Genomic DNA, 18501 nt, shown 5'->3' with positions numbered 1-18501 from the left:
GCCTACAGGCTTCCCTGGAGTGCTGGCCTACAGGACTCGCATGAGCGCGGAGCCACAGGACTCGCCGGAGCCCTGGCCTGCAGGTGTTCGGGGACGTGGCGGGTCAAGGTTGGGCCTTGGTGGCCATGCGGTGGGTCCACCACAGCCCGCAGACGTCGAGGGCGACGCCGGACAGGAGGCAGAGCAGGCCCGGCAAGGTGCCGAACAGGAAGCTCAGCGGGTGCATGTTGAGCGCTCCCGCCATGACCAGGCCGAGGACCGGCAGGGCCGCGAGCATCCGGGCTGTGGTGCGGGGGCCGGCCAGTTGGGCGGCGACGTCCTGGCGGTGGGCCTGGGCGGCGCGGAGCGTGCCGCCGACTCGTTCGACCAGTGCGGACATGCCGGCGCCCACGGTGAGGCTGACGTCCCAGCAGGCAGCGAGCCGGCGGAGGCCCTCGCCGCCCTGAGCCGGCGCCGCCGCCGTGAGGGCCGCGGAGACGTCGCCGCCGTCTCGTGCGGCGGCCAGGGCGGGGCGCAGGGCTTCCGGGTCGGGGAAGTCGACTGCCGCGATGGCTCGGGTCAGGGCTTCGCCGGGGGTGCGGCCCGCGGCGAGCTCGGCCGAGAGCGACTGGCACAGCTCTATGGAGGCCCGGCGCCAGGAGTCGGCGCGGCGGGCAGGGCCGGGGCGGGTGAGGGTGGCCCGCAGCAGGTGCTGCCATGGGAGACGGCCATGGCGAGCGGTCAGGAGCGCGTGCAGGCGGAGGGCGGGCGTGGCGGGGCCGGTCCACAGCCAGATGGCACAGGCTGTGGACAGCGCTGAGACGATCGCGGCGGTCATCGTCCGAGGGCCTTCATGATGTCCTGCGCAACAGGGATTCGTAGCCGGGGCCGGTGTGGACGGAGCCGTTCGGGGCGAAGGTGAGGGCGGGGAGCGACTCGACGAGGCCGGCCGGGGTTCTGGAGAGCAGGCAGATCTCGGCGACGCGCCTTCGGCCGTCGCTGCGGGTGCGGGTCAGGTGGACGACCACGTCGAGGGCCGCGGCCAGCTGGCTGTGCACGGCCTCCCTGGTCAGGCCCGCCGCGCAGCCGAGGGCTTCCAGGCGGGGTGGCACGTCGGCGGCGGCGTTGGCGTGCAGCGTGCCGCAGCCGCCCTCGTGGCCGGTGTTCAGGGCGGCGAGCAGGTCGACGACCTCCGCTCCCCTGACCTCGCCCACCACGAGCCGGTCGGGACGCATGCGCAGCGCCTGGCGCACCAAATCGCGCAGCCCCACCCCGCCCGCTCCTTCGAGGTTGGCCGGGCGGGTCTCCAGGCGGACCACGTGGGGGTGCAGAGGGCGTAGCTCGGCGGAGTCCTCCACCAGCAGGAGGCGTTCGGCCGGGTCGGCCTGGGACAGGAGGGCCGACAGGAGCGTGGTCTTGCCCGTGCCGGTGCCGCCCGTGACGAGGAAGGCCAGCCGGGCGTCGACCATCGCCGTCAGCACCGTGACGGCCGCCGGGGCGATCGTGCCGGCCGACACCAGGTCGGACAGGGTGAAGGTGCGGCGCGGCGGCAGGCGCAGCGACACGCAGGTGCCACCGGACGCGATCGGCGGCAGGACGGCGTGCAGCCGGACGCCGCCGGCCAGCCGCGCGTCCACATAAGGCGATGCGTCGTCGAGCCGGCGACCGGCGGCGGCCGCGAGGCGCTGGGCCAGCCTGCGGACCGCTCCGTCGTCGGTGAAGGTGACGGAGGTGCGGCGCAGGCCGCCGCCGTCGTCGATCCACACCTCGCGTGGGCCGTTGACCAGGACGTCCGTGACGTCGGGACGGGCCAGGAGCGGCTCCAGCGGGCCGGCGCCGATCAGGTCGGCGCACAGGGCGCGGGCCACCGCCAGGATCTCGGCGTCTCCGTAGACCGAGCGTTCGGCCCGGAGCGCCACGGCCACCTGGGCCGCCGTCGGCTCCACGCCGGCGCGCGCCAGCCGGACGCGGACGGCCTCCACGAGCTCCGGAGAGACCTCCTCGGCGGCGCTCATGCCGGAAGCAGGTCGCGGAGGAGGGCGGCGCAGAGGGTGCCGAGAACCGTGCGCGGGCCGAGCCCGGGCAGCTCGCCGCGGTTGAGGGTGGCGGTGAGCCTCGGATGGTCGGGCAGGTGGGCGGCGACGGGGATGCCGAGGGACGCCGCGGCCGTCTCCTCGTCGAGGACGCCGGGACGGAGGACGGCCCGCACGTCGGAAGTGTGTTTGCGCAGCTCGCCCAGGACCTGGACGGTGGACAGGATGCCGCGCAGGTCTGCCGTGGTGACCGTCAGGGTCGTGGTCGCCCTGGTGAGGGCTTCCACGGCGGCCGGGTCGAGATGGCGCGGCAGGTCGACGACGATCAGGTCGAAGCCGCGCCGGCCCGCTTCCAGGACCGAGCGCATGGCCTGGGGCGGGATCGCGGCCACCTCGCCACGGTGGAAGGACAGGACGGCGAGGTCGCCGAACGACGGGAGCGCCGCCTGCAGGGCGCTGGAGCTGATCCTTCCCTCCCTCGCCACGAGGTCGCCCCAGCGGGCGCCCGCCGACTCCTCGTGGCCGAGCAGCGCGTCGATGCCGCCGCCCAGCGGGTCGGCGTCGATCAGCAGCGTACGGAGGCGGTCGCCTGAGGCGCGCAGGGCCAGGCAGGCGGCGACCACGCTCGCGCCCGCCCCGCCGTGGCCGCCGATGACGCAGGTCACCGCGCCGGACCGGGGCTCGGGCTCCATGGCGTCGGCGAAGCGTTCCACGAGGTGGCGTTCGTCGCCCGGGAGGCGTACGACGGCCTGGGCGCCCACCGCCACGCATTTTCGCCACGTGTCGGGGTCGTCGGGGGCGCGGGTCACCAGAAGCACCTGGTCGCGGGCGGGCGGCGAGGTGGCGGAGAGGGCGTCGGCCTGGTCGGGGCCGATGGCGACCATGGGGGCGAGGTTCCAGTAAGGGCGCGCGCCGGCGGGGGTGTGGGCCACGTCGAGCTGGGCGCCGGCGGCGGCCGCGATGCGGACCAGGTCGTCGAGGAGGTCGTGGTCCTCGGTGATGACCAGGGGGCGGTGCACGGGGTCCTCCTCTTGCGGGGGCGGGGAGGCCAACCCTGCCGAGGAGGACGGACGTCGCGAGAGGGCGAACGGGATTCTGGGGACGGCGGCGCGGAGGCGCGGGCCGCCTGTGGACAACCGGTGAGCCCAGCACGACCTGGGGCGGAAAAAGGGCGACCCCCGCCGGGGGGGAGAGCGGGGGTCGCCTGATCGGTCCGGCTCCGGGGGGGTAGAGCCGGTCCCGTTTCAGAAGAAAGCTTTCATCACTTCACCGGAGCATGGCAAGAGACTTGCAAAGCAATCCCTCACACAGCCGCTCCAGTTTCGGGCGATACCACCGTATGCTGCCCGATCCACTCGAGTTTCGTCGAGCAGTAATCTGGCATTTTCGCCAAGTTTTTTCGCCACCCCATAACAATCACATAAAGGTGCTCACTGTCCGTAATCGTCACAGGTAGATAACGGGTTGGCGTTCGCGGGCGCCGCAACGGGACCCTCCCGGCCGCTCCACGGCTCGGTAAAGGTCTTGCTCCAAGGGGTTCCCATCAGGAGGGATCCGACGTAGAAAGGTGTTACGGACCACTTGTCCGGGTGCATCAGCCGGGCACCCACGTGCGACCAGCCGCGGGAGGCGCGTCGTGACGGGCTTGACCCGCTCCGACGGATTGAGGTGCACGCTTGGTAACCCGGTGTGATGCACCGGCGGACGGCGTCTCGGACGAGACGCCGTCAGCTATGTGACCAGCCCGTCCGTCAGCCCCGCTGCATCGCTTCGCAGATCGCGGTCGTCTCCCGCACCCCCAGGCTTACCGCCGAGGCACAGTGTTGTACCCACTGGCCGACGCCCTCCGGAGTCCCGGTCAGGTACGCCCGCAGCGCCTCCGCGTACGGCAGCTCCAGGTGCCCGATCTCCACGACGACCAGCGATTTCGGGTCGAGTCCGTACTCGACCAGGGTCAGCCGCTCCGCGGAGCGCGCCACGACGCCGTCGCACGTACCGAACGGACGCAGCACCGCCAGCTCGGCGTGCACCACGGCGGCCAGCACGATCGCGGGCGCCTTGCCCGCGCCCTCCAGCAGCCGGAGCAGGGCCTCCATCCGCGTCGCGGTCTCCGCGGCCCCCGGCGCGGGGCCGAGCCCGAGCGGGTCGGGGGCGGAGTCGTCCGTACGGGGACGTCCCAATGCGGGCTGGTCGGCGAGCCCCGCGGCGGCGACGGTGTGCAGGCGGGCCAGCACCTGCCTCGGGGCCTTCCGCCAGGTGGCGCCGAGCCGGCCCATCTCCGCGGACGCCCGCAGCGCCCCCTGGACCACCGGGTCGTGCACCTCGTCGCGGCGCAGCGCGTCCAGCGGCACGTCGGCGCCCTCGATCGCGGCCGAGGCCCGCGCGCCGCGCAGGGACGACTCGGTGGACACCGCCGGGCTCGCCCGGCGCAGGACGCGATGCCGATAGAGCCGGTCGACGGCCTGCCGCGCCTCGTCAACCGCCTCGGACACGCCTGGGAACCGCGCGATGACGGCCAATGGGTCACTCACGGAAACCGACCCTACCGGCGGGTACACCATGCCCCGCCAGTGACCACACCCCCCGCCGCAAAAGGCACCACGCCGTGCCCCGCCAGTGACCACGACCACCGCCATATGAGGCGCCACGCCGCCCCCGCCATGGACCGGACCGCCGCCGGATTAGGCGCTACGGCGACCCCCGCTTTTTCCCGCCACGCCGAACCGCATATTCTCCTGATTTCAGGATGACAACAGTTCAATTGCGTTTGTCATGCGAGCTGATAATCATGCGGCCACCCACGCGAATCGGTACAGACCTGTCTAGACCTCTTGTGTGGGGAGGCCGTGAGCTGGTGAAGTGGGACCCGACCTATCCAACCTGGCCATAGAAGGAGCACGAAGTGGCCCCGGAGACCCCTGGCAACGAGACCCAGGCGCTGTCCAACCTGCTGCAGGAGAACCGCCGGTTCGCACCACCGGCTGAGCTGGCCGCGGCCGCGAACGTGACCGCCGCCGCCTACGCCGAGGCCGACGCCGACCGTCTCGCCTTCTGGGAGCGCGCGGCCGAGCGGCTGACCTGGGCCAGGCGGTGGGACACGACGCTGGAGTGGAACGCGCCGTTCGCCAAGTGGTTCGTCGGCGGCGAGCTCAACGTCGCCTACAACTGCGTCGACCGGCACGTCGAGGAGGGACGCGGCGACAAGGTCGCCTACCACTGGGAGGGCGAGCCCGAGGGCGACAGCCGCACGCTCACCTACAACGACCTCAAGACCGAGGTCAGCAAGGCCGCCAACGCCCTGCAGGAGCTCGGCGTGGGCAAGGGCGACCGGGTGGCCATCTACATGCCGATGATCCCCGAGCTGCCGATCGCGATGCTGGCCTGCGCCCGCATCGGCGCGATCCACTCGGTGGTGTTCGGCGGCTTCTCCGCCGGCGCGCTCAAGAGCCGCATCGACGACGCCGACGCCAAGCTCGTGATCACGGCCGACGGCGGCTACCGCCGCGGCAAGCCGAGCGCCCTCAAGCCCACCGTGGACGAGGCCGTCGCCGAGTGCCCGCAGGTGGAGAACGTGCTCGTCGTACGGCGTACCGGCCAGGACGTCGCGGTGGGCGAGAAGGACGTGTGGTGGCACGACCTGGTCGAGCGCCAGAGCGACCAGCACACCGCCGAGCCCCACGACGCCGAGGACCCGCTGTACATCCTCTACACCAGCGGCACCACCGGTAAGCCCAAGGGCATCCTGCACACGACCGGCGGCTACCTCACCCAGACGGCCTGGACGCACCACGCGGTCTTCGACCTCAAGCCCGAGACCGACATCTACTGGTGCACGGCCGACATCGGCTGGGTCACCGGCCACTCCTACATCGTCTACGGCCCCCTCGCCAACGGCGCGACCAGCGTCATCTACGAGGGCACCCCGGACACCCCGCACCGCGGCCGGTTCTGGGAGATCGTGCAGAAGTACAAGGTCACGATCCTCTACACCGCCCCCACGGCGATCCGGACGTTCATGAAGTGGGGCGACGACATCCCCGCCAAGTTCGACATGTCCAGCCTGCGCGTCCTGGGCTCGGTCGGCGAGCCGATCAACCCCGAGGCCTACGTCTGGTACCGGGAGAACATCGGCCACGACCGCTGCCCGGTCGTGGACACCTGGTGGCAGACGGAGACCGGCGCGATCATGATCAGCCCGCTGCCGGGCGTCACCTCGGCCAAGCCGGGCGCGGCGATGCGGCCGCTGCCGGGCATCAACGCCGACGTGGTCGACGACCAGGGCAACAGCGTGCCGAACGGCGGCGGCGGCTTCCTCGTGGTGCGCGAGCCGTGGCCCGCCATGCTCCGCACGATCTGGGGCGACGACCAGCGCTACATCGACACGTACTGGTCGCGTTTCGAGGGCATGTACTTCCCCGGCGACGGCGCGAAGAAGGACGAGGACGGCGACCTGTGGCTGCTCGGCCGCGTCGACGACGTCATGCTCGTCTCCGGCCACAACATCTCCACCACCGAGGTGGAGAGCGCGCTGGTCAGCCACCCCAAGGTCGCCGAGGCGGCCGTGGTCGGCGCCACCGACCCGGTGACCGGCCAGGCCATCGTGTCGTTCGTGATCCTGCGCGGCAGCGCCGAGGAGAGCGACGACATCGCCGCAGAGCTGCGTGACCACGTGGCCAAGACGCTCGGCCCGATCGCCAAGCCGCGGCAGATCCTGGTCGTGCCCGAGCTGCCGAAGACCCGCTCCGGCAAGATCATGCGCCGCCTCCTGCGCGACGTGGCCGAGAACCGCAGCATCGGCGACGTCACCACGCTGGCCGACAGCACGGTGATGAACCTCATCTCCGAGAAGCTGCCCGCGGCCAAGTCCGAGGACTGATCAGGCCGCAGGTCAGCTGAGGCGCATGCCCGAACCGGGCATGCGCCTCAGCCGTCTCCACCGGACGGCGTTATCGTGGGCGATCGGGTAGTTCTGTGAGTAGCAGCGTCCTCGGCGTGTTCGGTGGCGCCCAGCCGTCCGTACGGGATGTTTGACACGGCCACCAGGCCTCGATAGGAGACGTTCATGCCGCAGACTCCCGAGGAAGAATCCCTGGGCTCGCTGGTCGCCCAGGCCAGCAGCCATATCTCCGACCTCGTCCGCTCCGAGATCGAGCTGGCCAAGGCCGAGTTCAAGTTCGACGCCAAGCGGGTGGGCATGGCCGCGGGCCTGTTCGCCGCCGCCGCGTTCATGGCGCACCTGTGCCTGATCCTGGCCTCGTTCACCATCGCGTACGTGCTGGCCCAGTGGCTGCCCAACTGGCTGGCCTTCCTCATCGTGACCGTCTTCTACCTGGTGGCCGCGGGCCTGCTGGTGCTGGTCGGCGTGCGCAGGCTGAAGGGCCTGGCCGGGATGAAGCGCACCGCCAGGTCGATCAAGGGCCTCAAGGAGATCGCGACGCCGGAGGAGCAGCCGCTTCCCGTGCCCAGTCCCGAGGGCCAGCCGGTGAGTCGTGATGGCACCTGACGAGTCGGTCGTCCAGATCGACGGCCCGTGGACACACCGGGCCGTGCACGCCGGCGGCACCCGCTTCCACGTCGTGGAGGCCGGTGAGGGGCCGCTGGTCCTGCTGCTGCACGGGTTCCCGCAGTTCTGGTGGACCTGGCGCAACCAGCTCACCTCCCTCGCCCGGGCCGGTTTCCGGGCGGTCGCCGCCGACCTGCGCGGCTACGGCGGCAGCGACAAGCCGCCGCGCGGCTACGACCTGCCCACCCTGGCCGCCGACGCCACCGGGCTGATCCGCGCGCTGGGCGAGACCGGCGCGGTCGTCGTCGGGCACGACTGGGGCGGCCTGCTGGCCTGGACGATGGCCGTGCTCGACCCCAAGTGCGTGCGCCGGCTGGTCGTGGTCTCGGCGCCGCACCCGCTGCGGCTGCGCAACGCGCTGGTGACCGACCCCGCCCAGTTCAGGGCCGGCCGGCACGCGCTCGGCTACCAGCTCCCGCTGCTGCCCGAACGCCGGCTCACCCGGCACGACGCCGCCCTGGTCGGCCGGATCCTGGCGGGCTGGTCGGCGCCCGGCTGGCCCGACGCCGAGACCGCGCGCACCTACCGGGAGGCGTTCCGGATCCCCGCCGTGGCCCACTCGGCGCTGGAGTACCACCGCTGGTTCGGCCGTTCCCAGCTCCGGCCCGACGGCCGCCGCTACGCCAGGGTCATGCGTACCGAGATCGAGGCGCCGACGCTGCACCTGCACGGCGCGCTCGACCCGTGCGTGCTGCCCCGCACCGCCCAGGGCTCCAGCCGGTACGTCGCCGCCCCCTACCGCTGGCGGCTGTTCGAGGGCGCGGGCCATTTCCCCCACGAAGAGATCCCCGACGTGTTCGACACCGAGCTGCTCGGCTGGCTGGCCGACCCCGAGCCCGACCGATAGGAAGCCCCGCGAGCGATGAGAGACCGCGACCCCCAGGGCAAGCCGCGCAACGCCAGGCCACGCGACGCGTACGGCAGGCCGCTCCCCTACGGCTCGCCCGGCGTGGACCGGGTCCCCGACGACTACGCCCCCACCGCCGACCAGGCGCTCGCCGACGCGCGGCGTTTCCTGGCCGAGGGGCTGCCGTTCAACGCGCACGAGGTCTTCGAGGGCCGCTGGAAGTGCGCGCCCGAGGAGGAGCGCGAGCTGTGGCAGGGGCTCGCGCAGATCTGCGTCGGCCTGACGCACCTCCAGCGCGGCAACGGCCGCGGCGCGGTCACCCTGTTCAGCCGCGGCGCGGCCAGGGCCCAGGCGTACGGCGGCGACTACGACGCCGTCGGCAGGGCGGTCACCGGCCTGACCCAGGACAGCGACCCCGTCGAGGCGATCGCCCTCGTCCTGGGCGAGCTGCCCGGCTAGTCGCACTCCTGGGTGCTGGCCGCGGTGGTGTCGTTCCTGCCCTGGCCGGCGTCGGGCGCGACCTCCTCGGCGGTCAGCACGTAACCGGTGTCCTTCTCGCTGACCGCGGCGGCGAAGATCACGCCGTAGACGCGGCCGTCGACGGTGAGCAGCGGGCCGCCGGAGTTGCCCGGCAGCACCTTGCCGCGGATCGCGTAGACCTTCCGCCGGACGTTGCTGCCGTGGTAGATGTCGGGGCCCTCGGCGTCGAGGCGGCCGCCGATGCGGGCCGGCTCGGCGGTGAAGCCCTTGCCCCTGGGGAAGCCGGCGATGATCGCGTTGGCGCCGCGCTTGCCGTCGGCCTCGAAGCTGAGCTGCGGCAGGTCGAGGCCGGGCACGTGGAGGATCGCGATGTCGCGCTGGGGGTTGTAGCGCACGACCTTGGCCGGGTGGCGCACGTTCTTGTAGTCGATGACCTCAAGGTCGCGGGTGACGCCGGCGACGACGTGGGCGTTCGTCATGATCCGGCCGTCGGCGTAGACGAAGCCGGTGCCCTCGATGTGCTTGTTGCAGCTCTCGGCGTTGCCCTGCACCTTGACGATGGCCCGCTGGGCCCGGCCCAGCTTGGCGCCCTGGAGGATGCTCTGCGCGGGCGGCGGCACGTCGATCAGCGTGTCGGCGCCGATCGCGTCGAAGACGGGCGGGAACTCCGACCGGTCGACGAACTTCTTGAACGGCTGCTGCCAGTTGCGCGCGGCCTGCGGGATCGCGTCGTCGACGGTGGTCAGCAGCGCGGAGTTCTTGACCTGGTCGACCAGCGGGGTGAACGTCGTGGAGACGATCAGCGACCCGATCAGCCAGGCGATCACCAGCACGGACAGCGCACTGGCGAACGTGCCGCCCACCGCGTCGGCCATCTTGGCCGGCTCCCACGTCACGTGGCTGCGCACGACCGCGCCGACCGTGGAGGAGGCGAACTGGCCGATCGTGGCGGCCAGGAAGACGATCACGATCGCGAGCAGCGCCTGCGGGGTGTCGCCGTCGACGACGGCCTTGGCGACCGGCGGAGCGATGAAGATGCCGAGCACGGCGCCGCCCACGAACCCCACGAAGCTCATCGCGCCGATGATGAAGCCCTGTCGGTAGCCGGATACGCCGAAGGCGATCACGAGGCCGATCAATATGAGGTCAAGCAGATCACCGCGCACGCTTCAAAGGTAACCAGCGATACGGTCAAGTGTGCACGTCTTCCGCCAGGACGGCGTCACCCGCCTGGCTATCTTGAGCGGTATGCCGCCGGCCGAGGGAACAGTGCGCGATCTCATCCAGGCCGCTCTCAGCGACACCGATCCGGACGGCCCGCTGCGCTGGCACGTGATCTGTCAGCTGCGCCAGCGGGCCGACCTGGAGTCGTTCATCGAGGCACGCCGCCTGTGCGCTGCGGACAACGTGGCCGAGCGCCTGCTCGGGGTGGACATCATGGGCATGTTGCGGCCGTTCGTGGACCGTACGCTGCCGGTGCTGCGCTACCTGGCCGCCAGCGAGGACGACGCCATGGTCCTGTACTCGGTGCTGATCGCCTTCGGCCACCTGGCCGACCCCCGCTCGCTGCCTTCGGTGATCGACCTGGCCTGTCACGGCGACGCGAGGGTGCGGTACGGGGCGGCGTACGCGCTGCAGCACGTGCTCGGCGATCCGCCCGACCGGGCCGGCCTGGAGATGCTGCGCACCCTGGCCGCCGACGACGACGCCGACGTGGCCGACTGGGCCTCCCTGGGCGTCTCGCTCAGAGCCCCGGAATGACCCCGGAATGACCCCGGCGTCCTGCGTCAGGGCGCCGGAGTGGTCCGCTCGCGCAGGCCCAGCCGGACGACCTCGGCCGGCAGGTCCTCCAGCCGCGCCTGGTCCCAGGGACGTTCGAGGCCGCCCTCGCGCAGCACGACGTCGAGCACCATCGCGGTGAACCCCCACACCAGCATGCCCCGCACGCGGAAGGCCGGGCCGGCGAGCCCGCTGGGATGCCGCAACATGACCCGGTTGCCCGGATCGACCAGCTCCGCGACCGGCACCCGCTCCACGGACTCCACCTCGTCGGGCGAGGCCGCGTGCACGGCGGACGGCGTGTGCCACCAGCCGAACACCGGGGTGACCCGGTTGTCACTGTGGTCGAGGTAGAGCTCGGGCATCGTGCCGAGCACGCGGACGCCGCGCGGATCGACGCCGGTCTCCTCCTCCGCCTCGCGCAGGGCCGCGCCGACCGGGCCGCCGTCGCTGGGATCGACGCCGCCGCCGGGGAAGGCGGGCTGGCCCGCGTGCCTGCGCCCGCGTGAGCTGCGCTGGATGAGCAGCACGTCGGGGCCGAGCGGGCCCTCGCCGAACAACATCAGCACCGCGGCCAGGCGCCCGCCGTCAGCCGGGGGACGCAGGTATCGGGGGACCGTGATGCGCGCGGCCTGCGCCGCCAGCCGTTCGAGCCAGTCGGGCACTTCTGTCACGCCAACCTCCAACACGGCACGGCCTCGATCACTTCCCGCGGCCCGGGGATCAGGAGAAGGGGCCGGGCCTGACCAGCTTCTCGGCCTCCGCCTCGCCGGTGGGCCCGGTGCCGAAGGAGGGGCAAAGGTTCGCCAGCGGGCACACGCCGCAGGCCGGGCGGCGGGCGTGGCAGATGCGGCGGCCGTGCCAGATCACCCGGTGGGAGAAGATCGTCCACTCGCGGCGGGGCAGCAGCTCGGCCACGATGTGCTCGATCTTGACCGGGTCGGTCTCCTCGGTCCAGCCGAAGCGGCGCACGAGCCGCTGGAAGTGCGTGTCGACGGTCAGCCCCGGCACGCCGAACGCGTTGCCGAGCACCACGTTCGCGGTCTTGCGGCCCACGCCGGGCAGGGTGACCAGGTCTTTGAGCCGGCCGGGCACCTCGCCGCGGTAACGCTCGCACACGGCCTGGGCCATGCCGATGATGCTGTTGGTCTTCGCGCGGAAGAAGCCGGTCGAGCGGATGATGTCTTCCATCTCGGCACGGTCGGCGGCGGCGTAGTCCTCGACGGTGGGGTATTTGGCGAACAGGGTGGGGGTCACCATGTTCACCCGCTTGTCGGTGCACTGGGCCGACAGGATGGTGGCGACCAGGAGCTCCAGCGGGTTGCGGAAGTCGAGCTCACAGTGGGCGTCGGGGTAGGTCTCGGCGAGGATGCGGTTCATCTTGCGTGCCCGCCGTACCAGGGCGAGCTGGGTCTCCGGCTTGCGCCCCGCCGCGTTCGTGGCCATGCCGCAAGACTATGGGAACGGTTGAACCTTCTACGCCGCGTTCGCGTACAACCTGGCGGCTTGGAGGGCGGCGACCATGGGCGATCGGCACAAGGGCGAGTCACTGACCGAGTTCGTCCGCGCGGGCGGACCGTTGCGCGGCGCGGCGCTGCACCGGCTGGCGCTGGGCAGCGCGGCGGCCATGGCCAGGATGCACGCCCATGGCGTGACCGGCCTGCGGCTCACTCCGGACAACGTCGCGCTCGGCACGCGCGGCCAGGTGCTGGTGGGCGTGCAGGGCTCGCCCGGCCGCGGCGGCCAGGCCGCCGACGTGCGGGACTGGGCCGAGCTGGTGAGGTTCGCGAGCGGGTCCGGCGCGCTGCCGCAGCCGCTGCGCGGGATCGTCGAGCGGTGCCGCCGTCCGGAGCCGGCCGGCCGCCCTTCGGCGGCCCATGTCGTACGCGTCCTGCTGGGCCACACGATGGCGACGGCGGTCGCCTCCGTGGACGACCTCCTGCGGAAGTAAGCAGGTCACCCGATTTGTTCATACACTTCAGTGCGCAACACAACAGGGCAATCCCGGGCTAACCCGGGCATTCCCATAGCCTGTGTGTGCCGCCCGGAGTGGGGTGAGTCACAATGGCAGCAGAGGAGGCAGAGTGAACACCGAAGATGTGCTGGGCAAGGCCCCCCTGTTCGCCGCGCTCGACCGCGAGAGCGCCGCGGCGCTGCGGACGAGCATCACCGAGGTCCAGCTGTCCAAGGGACAGACCCTCTTCCACGAGAACGAGACCGGCGACCGGCTCTACGTCGTGCTCGAAGGCAAGATCAAGCTTTCCCGCACCTCGCCCGACGGCCGCGAGAACCTGCTGAGCGTGCTCGGCCCGAGCGAGATGTTCGGCGAGCTGTCGCTGTTCGACCCGCGTCCGCGCACCGCCACGGCGACGGCGCTGACCGACGTGCGCCTGGCCGGGCTGGGCCACGACGACCTGCGCCCGTGGCTGACCGGCCGCCCCGAGGTGGCGCTGCACCTGCTGCGCGCGCTGGCCCAGCGGCTGCGCCGCACCAACGACGTGCTGGCCGACCTGGTCTTCACCGACGTGCCCGGCCGGGTCGCCAAGCAGCTCCTCGACCTGGCCGAGCGGTTCGGCACCAAGACCGACGACGGCATGCGCGTGCACCACGACCTCACCCAGGAGGAGCTGGCCCAGCTCGTCGGGGCCTCGCGCGAGACGGTGAACAAGGCCCTGGCCGACTTCGCCCAGCGCGGCTGGCTGCGCATCGAGGCCAAGGCCGTGGTCATCCTCGACATGGACCGGCTCTACAACCGTTCCAGGTAGTCGAGCTGGGCCCGCACGGAGACCTCCGCGGCGGGCCAGAGCGACCTGTCGACGTCGGCGTACACGATCTCGACGACCTCCCGCGGCGTGCGCGCGCCCTGCGCCTGCGCCGCCCTGATCTGGTCGAGCCGCTGCCGCCGGTGGGCGATGTAGCCGTCGAGGGCCGCGATCGGGTCGGGCAGCACCGGGCCGTGGCCGGGCAGCAGCGCCCGCGCCCCCAGGCCCTCGGCCGCCGCCCGCAGCCGGTCGAGGCTGCGCAGGTAGTCGCCGAGGCCGCCGTCCTGGGCGATGATCGTGGTGCCCCGGCCGAGTACGGTGTCGCCGGTCAGCATGGCCCGGTCCTGGGGCAGCCAGAAGCACAGCGAGTCGAACGAGTGGCCGGGCGTGGCGTAGACGTGCAGCTCCAGGCCGTCGACCGTGATCACGTCGCCGTCGCCTAGCCCTTCGTCGCCGAGCCGGTGGCGCGGGTCGAGGGCGCGTACGGGGGCGTCGACCAGCTCGGCGAACCGTTTCGCGCCGCCGCTGTGGTCGGCGTGGCCGTGCGTGAGCAGGATCTGGGTGACCCGCCGTTCGCCCAGATGGTCGCGTACGCGCAGCAGGTGCGCCTCGTCGTCGGGCCCGGGATCGACCACGACCGCGTCGCGGGTGCCGATGACCCAGGTGTTGGTGCCGTCGAGCGTCATCGCGGACGGGTTGGGCGCCAGCAGGTTCTCGGCGTGCTCGGTACGGGAGCCGTCGGGCGTGCCGAGCGGGATGTGCAGGCCGCTCACGGCGTCATCAACCTCATCTCCCCCTCGACCTCCACGGCCGCCGGCAGGATCGCGGTGATCCGCCGCTCCTCGGCCAGCACGGACGCCACGCTGTCGTGCCCGGCCAGCTCGGTGAGCGTGTGGGAGGTGGGCGGCATCAGGAAGATCTCCCCCGCGCGCCACAGCTCGATCGCCTCGGCCGGCCGCCGCCACACCACGTGGTCGGCCTCGCCCCCGACGTCGCGCGTGCGCTGGCCCTCGGGCAGCACCGCCACGAAGAACCGGGTGTCGAACCTGCGCTGCTCGATCTCCGGCGTGATCCAGTGGGCCCACGGCTTGAGCAGGTCGGACCGCAGCACCAGGCCCCGCTTGGCCAGGAAGTCGGCGAAGGCCAGACTCCGGTCGATCAGCGCCAGCCGGTCGGCCTCCCAGTCGTCGCCCGTGGTGTCCTCGACCACGCTGTCCGGCCCCGGCCCCGCCAGCAGCACGCCGGACTCCTCGAACGTCTCCCGCACGGCCGCGCACACCAGCCCGCGCGCGACGTTCTCACTGGCGTGGAAGACCTCGCCCCACTCCTTGGGGGACGGCCCGGCCCAGGCCACCGCCTGGTCGGTGTCGCGGGGATCGACGGAGCCGCCGGGGAAGACGTAGGCGCCCGCCGCGAAGGCCATCGTGGACTTCCGCCGGAGCAGGTAGACCTCGGGCCCGCCGCGCGGGCCCGAGCCGCGCAGGATCACCACCGTGGCGGCGTCGCGCGCCGGGACGGGGGCGAGCCGCCCGGCGATGATCTCTCTGGCTCGCGCGGCGAGCTCGTCGGGAAGGGGAAGACCGGCCACCTGACCTCCTACTAGAACATCACTCGGTCATGGTGACACATCCTGATGGTCAGGAGACCTCCGCGATCAGCTCCACTTCCACGGGGGCGTCCAGCGGCAGCGCGGCCACGCCCACGGCGCTGCGGGCGTGCTTGCCCGCCTCGCCGAACACCTCGGCCAGGAAGTCGCTGGCGCCGTTGGCCACCTGGGGCTGCTCGGTGAAGCCCGGCGCGCTGGCCACGAAGACCACGACCTTGACGATCCGCCGCACCCGGGACAGCTCGCCCAGCTCGGCCTTGAGCGCGGCCAGCGCGTTGAGCACGCAGATGCGCGCCTGCGCCTTGCCCTCGTCGACGCCGAGGTCGACGCCGAGCTTGCCGGTCTGGTGCAGCTTGCCCTCCAGCATGGGCACCTGGCCGGAGGTGTAGACGAGGTCACCGGTACGGACGGTCGGCACGTACGCGGCCAGCGGCGTCACCGGCTGGGGCAGCTCGTACCCGAGCTCGGCGATCCGCTCCTCGGGGCTCACGCCTTCTCCCGCTTGAAGTAGGCGACGAGCTGCTCGGGCGAGGCGCCCTGGACGATCTGGACGAGCTCCCAGCCGTCGGACCCGAAGTTGTCGAGGATCATCTTCGTGTTGTGGATCAGCACCGGAGCGGTGAGGTACTCCCATTTCTTCATGGCATGACGATCTCATGGAAAGCCGCTTCCCGGCCTGTCACCCCACCCATACGGGGGGCGGTGACCACAATGTGAGCAATCAAACGGTGGCCGTCGGGTTTCGACAAGTAACCGTTCGGTAGCCTCGAAACGTGGACTCTCCGGACACGGATTGGGGCGACGTGCGGCTGCACGTCGTCACCGGCAAGGGCGGCACCGGCAAGACGACCGTCGCCGCCGCCCTCGCCCTCGCACTGGCCGCGGGCGGGCGCAAGGTGCTGCTCGTCGAGGTGGAGGGCAGGCAGGGCATCGCCCAGATCTTCGACCTGCCGCCGCTGCCCTACGAGGAGCGCAAGATCGCCGTCGCGCCCTCCGGCGGCGACGTGTACGCGCTGGCCATCGATCCCGAAGAGGCCATGCTCGAATACATGGAGATGTTCTACGGCATGCGCAGAGCCGGGCGCGCGCTGACCAAGATGGGCATCGTCGACTTCGCCACCACCGTGGCCCCCGGGTTCCGCGACGTCCTGGTCACCGGCAAGACGACCGAGGCCGTGCGCAGGCGGGGCAAGAACGGGCGCCGGGTCTATGACGCCGTCGTCCTCGACGCGCCGCCCACCGGCCGCATCACGCGCTTCCTGAACGTCACCCAGGAGGTCGCCGGCCTGGCCAAGGTCGGACCGATCAAGAATCACTCGGAACTCGTGAACGGCGTCGTGAAGTCCAGGGAGACGATGGTGCACTTCGTCACCCTCCTGGAGGAGATGCCGGTGCAGGAGACCCTCGACGGGGTCGCCGAATTGCGCTCGGCCGGGCTTCCCGCAGGTTGCGTTTTCATCAACATGGTCCGTGAATCACTGCTTCCACCGGCCGCTCTTGACATGGCTGTCAAGGGCCGATTCGACGTGGGCGAGCTGGCGCTCGGGCTCAAGGCGGCCGGTCTCGCCGACACCTCCGACGCCGCCGCGATGGCCGAGGCGCTCGCCGAGGAGGTCGTCGAGCACGCCCGCCGCACCGAGCTGGAACACGCCGAGCGCGAGTCGCTGGCCGAGGCCGGCCTGCCGCGCGTCGAGCTGCCGCTGCTGGCCGACGGCGTCGACCTGGCCGGCCTGTACGAGCTGGCCGAAGTCCTCCGCACCCACCGGGGAGCAGCGTGAAGAAGCCCATCCCCCTCGACGTCGACGCGATCCTCGACGACAAGGGCACCCGGATCATCGTCTGCTGCGGCTCCGGCGGCGTCGGCAAGACCACGACCGCCGCGGCCCTCGGCCTGCGCGCCGCCGAACGCGGCCGGTGCGCGGTGGTGCTGACCGTCGACCCGGCGCGCCGCCTGGCCCAGTCGATGGGCCTGACCGAGCTGGACAACACCCCGCGCCTGGTCAGCTCGCCCGAGGGCGGCGGCCAGCTCTTCGCCATGATGCTCGACATGAAGCGCACGTTCGACGAGATCATCGAGGCGCACGCCGACCCCGAGCGGGCCCGCCAGATCCTGTCGAACCCCTTCTACCAGTCGCTGTCCTCCAGCTTCTCGGGCACGCAGGAGTACATGGCGATGGAGAAGCTCGGCCAGCTCCGCCGCTCCGACGAGTGGGACCTGATCATCGTGGACACGCCGCCCTCGCGGTCGGCGCTGGACTTCCTGGACGCGCCGGAGCGGCTCGGCCGCTTCCTCGACGGGCGGTTCATCCGGCTGCTCACCGCCCCCGCCAAGGCGGGCGGACGCAGCGCGTTCCGGCTGCTCAACGCCGGGTTCGGGTTGATGGCCGGAGCGATGACCAAGCTGCTCGGCGCACAGGTGATCAAGGACCTGCAGACGTTCGTGTCCGCCCTGGACGCCGTGTTCGGCGGGTTCAGGCAGCGGGCCGAGATGACGTACCAGCTGTTGCAGGCGCCAGGCACGGCCTTCCTCGTGGTGGCCGCGCCGGAGCGCGACGCGATGAGGGAGGCGTCGTACTTCGTGGAACGGCTCGCCGAGGAGCGCATGCCCCTCGCCGGGCTCGTGGTGAACCGGGTGCACGTCTCGCCCGGCTCGGCGCTCTCGGCGGCACGCAGCGCCGCCGCGGCCGAGGACCTGGAGTCGAAGGGCGAACACGAGTTGACGGCCGCTGTGCTGCGGCTGCACACCGGCCGGATGCAACTCGCCACTCGCGAGAGCCGCGAGCAGGAGCATTTCGTCTCGGCTCATCCCACGGTGCCCGTGGCACAGGTACGTGCGATGTCCGGAGATGTCCACGATCTAGCCGGACTGCGGCAGATCGGGAACCTGTTGGCGAGCGCGTAGAGAAAGCACGGCCGACGGGCGGCGCCGGCCGTGCTCTCCCGCCGCGGGCCAGATCAGCCCGCGATCAGCTCATTGGTCCGTTCGTACTCTTCCTTCGCGGACTCGAGCAGGTCGCGCCACGAGTCCACGTCGGGCCGGCGCCTGAGCAGCGCACGGCGTTCGCGTTCGGTCATACCGCCCCACACCCCGAACTCGATGCGGTTGTCCAGCGCATCGGCGAGGCATTCGGTACGGACCGGGCATCCTCGACAGATCAGCTTCGCCCTGTTCTGTGCGGCGCCCTGGACGAACAGCGCGTCCGGGTCCGCACCCTTACAGGCGGCACGGGAGGTCCAATCCGTGATCCACATTTTTCGACCCCACTCCCCTTAGGTGGTCAGTCGTCATTTGGGGCCGACGGGCGCGGGCGCCGAGCCTCCGTATTCAGTTGCCGCAGAGGATGAACGTACGCAACTTCACGTTCGGGCCGACAGACCCCAGAGGACCAATTTCTCGCCGGACTGTTGACCGGGAATGACTAGTCACCCCTCCCAGTCAAGGCGAAATGGTG

At 71.6% G+C, this 18501-nt stretch carries 21 protein-coding genes; 9 read left to right on the top strand and 12 right to left on the bottom strand.

Translation table 11 applies throughout. The features are described 5' to 3' along the window. Positions 1 to 103 precede the first annotated feature (103 nt). The 4 genes from ACIBQ6_RS20355 to ACIBQ6_RS20340 all read right to left on the bottom strand — a co-directional run bounded on the left by ACIBQ6_RS20355 (position 104) and on the right by ACIBQ6_RS20340 (position 4543). Positions 104 to 817: a type II secretion system F family protein gene (locus tag ACIBQ6_RS20355; RefSeq protein WP_397213592.1), complete on the bottom strand. Its 714-nt coding sequence runs from the start codon at positions 815 to 817 to the stop codon at positions 104 to 106. A 13-nt stretch (positions 818 to 830) separates the two neighbouring features. Further along, the gene (locus ACIBQ6_RS20350; RefSeq protein ID WP_397213590.1) at positions 831 to 1994 is read right to left on the bottom strand and encodes a TadA family conjugal transfer-associated ATPase; all 1164 of its coding nucleotides are present in this window, start codon (positions 1992 to 1994) and stop codon (positions 831 to 833) included. Continuing rightward, complete coding sequence (ssd, locus tag ACIBQ6_RS20345; RefSeq protein WP_397213588.1) at positions 1991 to 3031, bottom strand: septum site-determining protein Ssd; 1041 nt, start codon at positions 3029 to 3031, stop codon at positions 1991 to 1993. The genes ACIBQ6_RS20350 and ssd overlap by 4 nt, the downstream gene beginning before the upstream one ends. A gap of 732 nt (positions 3032 to 3763) precedes the next feature. After that, on the bottom strand, positions 3764 to 4543 hold the full coding sequence (locus ACIBQ6_RS20340) for an oxidoreductase (RefSeq protein WP_397213586.1): 780 nt from the start codon (positions 4541 to 4543) through the stop codon (positions 3764 to 3766). A gap of 371 nt (positions 4544 to 4914) precedes the next feature. On the opposite strand from ACIBQ6_RS20340, the gene acs reads away from it, so the two are divergent. The 4 genes from acs to ACIBQ6_RS20320 all read left to right on the top strand — a co-directional run bounded on the left by acs (position 4915) and on the right by ACIBQ6_RS20320 (position 8881). Next, positions 4915 to 6888, top strand: coding sequence for an acetate--CoA ligase (gene acs, locus ACIBQ6_RS20335; protein ID WP_358290462.1), 1974 nt, complete (start codon positions 4915 to 4917; stop codon positions 6886 to 6888). Positions 6889 to 7074: 186 nt separating this feature from the next. Next, a complete protein-coding gene (locus ACIBQ6_RS20330) occupies positions 7075 to 7515 on the top strand; it encodes a phage holin family protein (RefSeq protein WP_352321392.1) in 441 nt (146 codons plus the stop codon). Beyond that, positions 7505 to 8422 carry an alpha/beta hydrolase gene (locus tag ACIBQ6_RS20325; RefSeq protein WP_358290465.1) on the top strand — a complete coding sequence of 306 codons (918 nt, stop codon included), beginning with the start codon at positions 7505 to 7507 and terminating at the stop codon, positions 8420 to 8422. The genes ACIBQ6_RS20330 and ACIBQ6_RS20325 overlap by 11 nt, the downstream gene beginning before the upstream one ends. A 15-nt stretch (positions 8423 to 8437) precedes the next feature. Beyond that, positions 8438 to 8881, top strand: a complete 444-nt coding sequence (locus ACIBQ6_RS20320) for a DUF309 domain-containing protein (protein ID WP_358290468.1) — start codon at positions 8438 to 8440, stop codon at positions 8879 to 8881. Here the strand turns inward: ACIBQ6_RS20320 and ACIBQ6_RS20315 are convergent. After that, positions 8878 to 10068, bottom strand: coding sequence for a MarP family serine protease (locus ACIBQ6_RS20315; RefSeq protein WP_358290471.1), 1191 nt, complete (start codon positions 10066 to 10068; stop codon positions 8878 to 8880). The two genes, ACIBQ6_RS20320 and ACIBQ6_RS20315, sit on opposite strands and share 4 nt — an antisense overlap. 103 nt (positions 10069 to 10171) lie before the next feature. Here ACIBQ6_RS20315 and ACIBQ6_RS20310 point away from each other — a divergent pair, with 103 nt between their 5' ends. After that, positions 10172 to 10663 carry a HEAT repeat domain-containing protein gene (locus tag ACIBQ6_RS20310; protein ID WP_352321385.1) on the top strand — a complete coding sequence of 164 codons (492 nt, stop codon included), beginning with the start codon at positions 10172 to 10174 and terminating at the stop codon, positions 10661 to 10663. Positions 10664 to 10689: 26 nt separating this feature from the next. On the opposite strand, the gene ACIBQ6_RS20305 is transcribed toward ACIBQ6_RS20310, so the two are convergent. After that, positions 10690 to 11355: an NUDIX hydrolase gene (locus ACIBQ6_RS20305; RefSeq protein WP_397213582.1), complete on the bottom strand. Its 666-nt coding sequence runs from the start codon at positions 11353 to 11355 to the stop codon at positions 10690 to 10692. A gap of 49 nt (positions 11356 to 11404) precedes the next feature. Further along, positions 11405 to 12127, bottom strand: coding sequence for an endonuclease III (gene nth / locus ACIBQ6_RS20300; protein ID WP_352321382.1), 723 nt, complete (start codon positions 12125 to 12127; stop codon positions 11405 to 11407). 76 nt (positions 12128 to 12203) lie between these two features. Between nth and ACIBQ6_RS20295 the strand changes: the two genes are divergently transcribed. After that, positions 12204 to 12632 (top strand): hypothetical protein, encoded by a 429-nt coding sequence (locus tag ACIBQ6_RS20295; RefSeq protein WP_358290480.1) that lies wholly within the window; start codon positions 12204 to 12206, stop codon positions 12630 to 12632. Positions 12633 to 12765: 133 nt separating this feature from the next. Further along, on the top strand, positions 12766 to 13446 hold the full coding sequence (locus ACIBQ6_RS20290; RefSeq protein WP_125644033.1) for a Crp/Fnr family transcriptional regulator: 681 nt from the start codon (positions 12766 to 12768) through the stop codon (positions 13444 to 13446). Here the strand turns inward: ACIBQ6_RS20290 and ACIBQ6_RS20285 are convergent. The 4 genes from ACIBQ6_RS20285 to ACIBQ6_RS20270 are packed head-to-tail and all read right to left on the bottom strand — an operon-like array spanning position 13428 to position 15691. Next, positions 13428 to 14216: an MBL fold metallo-hydrolase gene (locus ACIBQ6_RS20285; protein ID WP_387677867.1), complete on the bottom strand. Its 789-nt coding sequence runs from the start codon at positions 14214 to 14216 to the stop codon at positions 13428 to 13430. The genes ACIBQ6_RS20290 and ACIBQ6_RS20285 overlap by 19 nt on opposite strands. Then, positions 14213 to 15031, bottom strand: coding sequence for an NUDIX hydrolase (locus tag ACIBQ6_RS20280; protein ID WP_358290486.1), 819 nt, complete (start codon positions 15029 to 15031; stop codon positions 14213 to 14215). Before ACIBQ6_RS20280 ends, ACIBQ6_RS20285 begins: the two co-directional genes overlap by 4 nt. Positions 15032 to 15080: 49 nt before the next feature. Beyond that, positions 15081 to 15539 carry a RidA family protein gene (locus ACIBQ6_RS20275; protein ID WP_397213579.1) on the bottom strand — a complete coding sequence of 153 codons (459 nt, stop codon included), beginning with the start codon at positions 15537 to 15539 and terminating at the stop codon, positions 15081 to 15083. After that, positions 15536 to 15691: a hypothetical protein gene (locus ACIBQ6_RS20270; RefSeq protein ID WP_352321370.1), complete on the bottom strand. Its 156-nt coding sequence runs from the start codon at positions 15689 to 15691 to the stop codon at positions 15536 to 15538. Before ACIBQ6_RS20270 ends, ACIBQ6_RS20275 begins: the two co-directional genes overlap by 4 nt. Positions 15692 to 15822: 131 nt before the next feature. Here ACIBQ6_RS20270 and ACIBQ6_RS20265 point away from each other — a divergent pair, with 131 nt between their 5' ends. Beyond that, entirely contained in the window at positions 15823 to 16827 is a 1005-nt protein-coding gene (locus tag ACIBQ6_RS20265; RefSeq protein ID WP_358290492.1) for an ArsA-related P-loop ATPase, read from the top strand. Then, positions 16824 to 17951 (top strand): ArsA family ATPase, encoded by a 1128-nt coding sequence (locus tag ACIBQ6_RS20260; RefSeq protein WP_358290495.1) that lies wholly within the window; start codon positions 16824 to 16826, stop codon positions 17949 to 17951. Before ACIBQ6_RS20265 ends, ACIBQ6_RS20260 begins: the two co-directional genes overlap by 4 nt. A gap of 53 nt (positions 17952 to 18004) precedes the next feature. Here the strand turns inward: ACIBQ6_RS20260 and ACIBQ6_RS20255 are convergent, their stop codons facing one another. Then, positions 18005 to 18301, bottom strand: coding sequence for a WhiB family transcriptional regulator (locus tag ACIBQ6_RS20255; protein WP_090771382.1), 297 nt, complete (start codon positions 18299 to 18301; stop codon positions 18005 to 18007). Positions 18302 to 18501: the final 200 nt, after the last annotated feature.

This window comes from Nonomuraea sp. NPDC049655 (assembly GCF_044465465.1).
Lineage (GTDB): Bacteria > Actinomycetota > Actinomycetes > Streptosporangiales > Streptosporangiaceae > Nonomuraea.
Note: the sequence above shows the minus strand (reverse complement) of the source record. Positions and strands in the feature narration are given on the sequence as shown.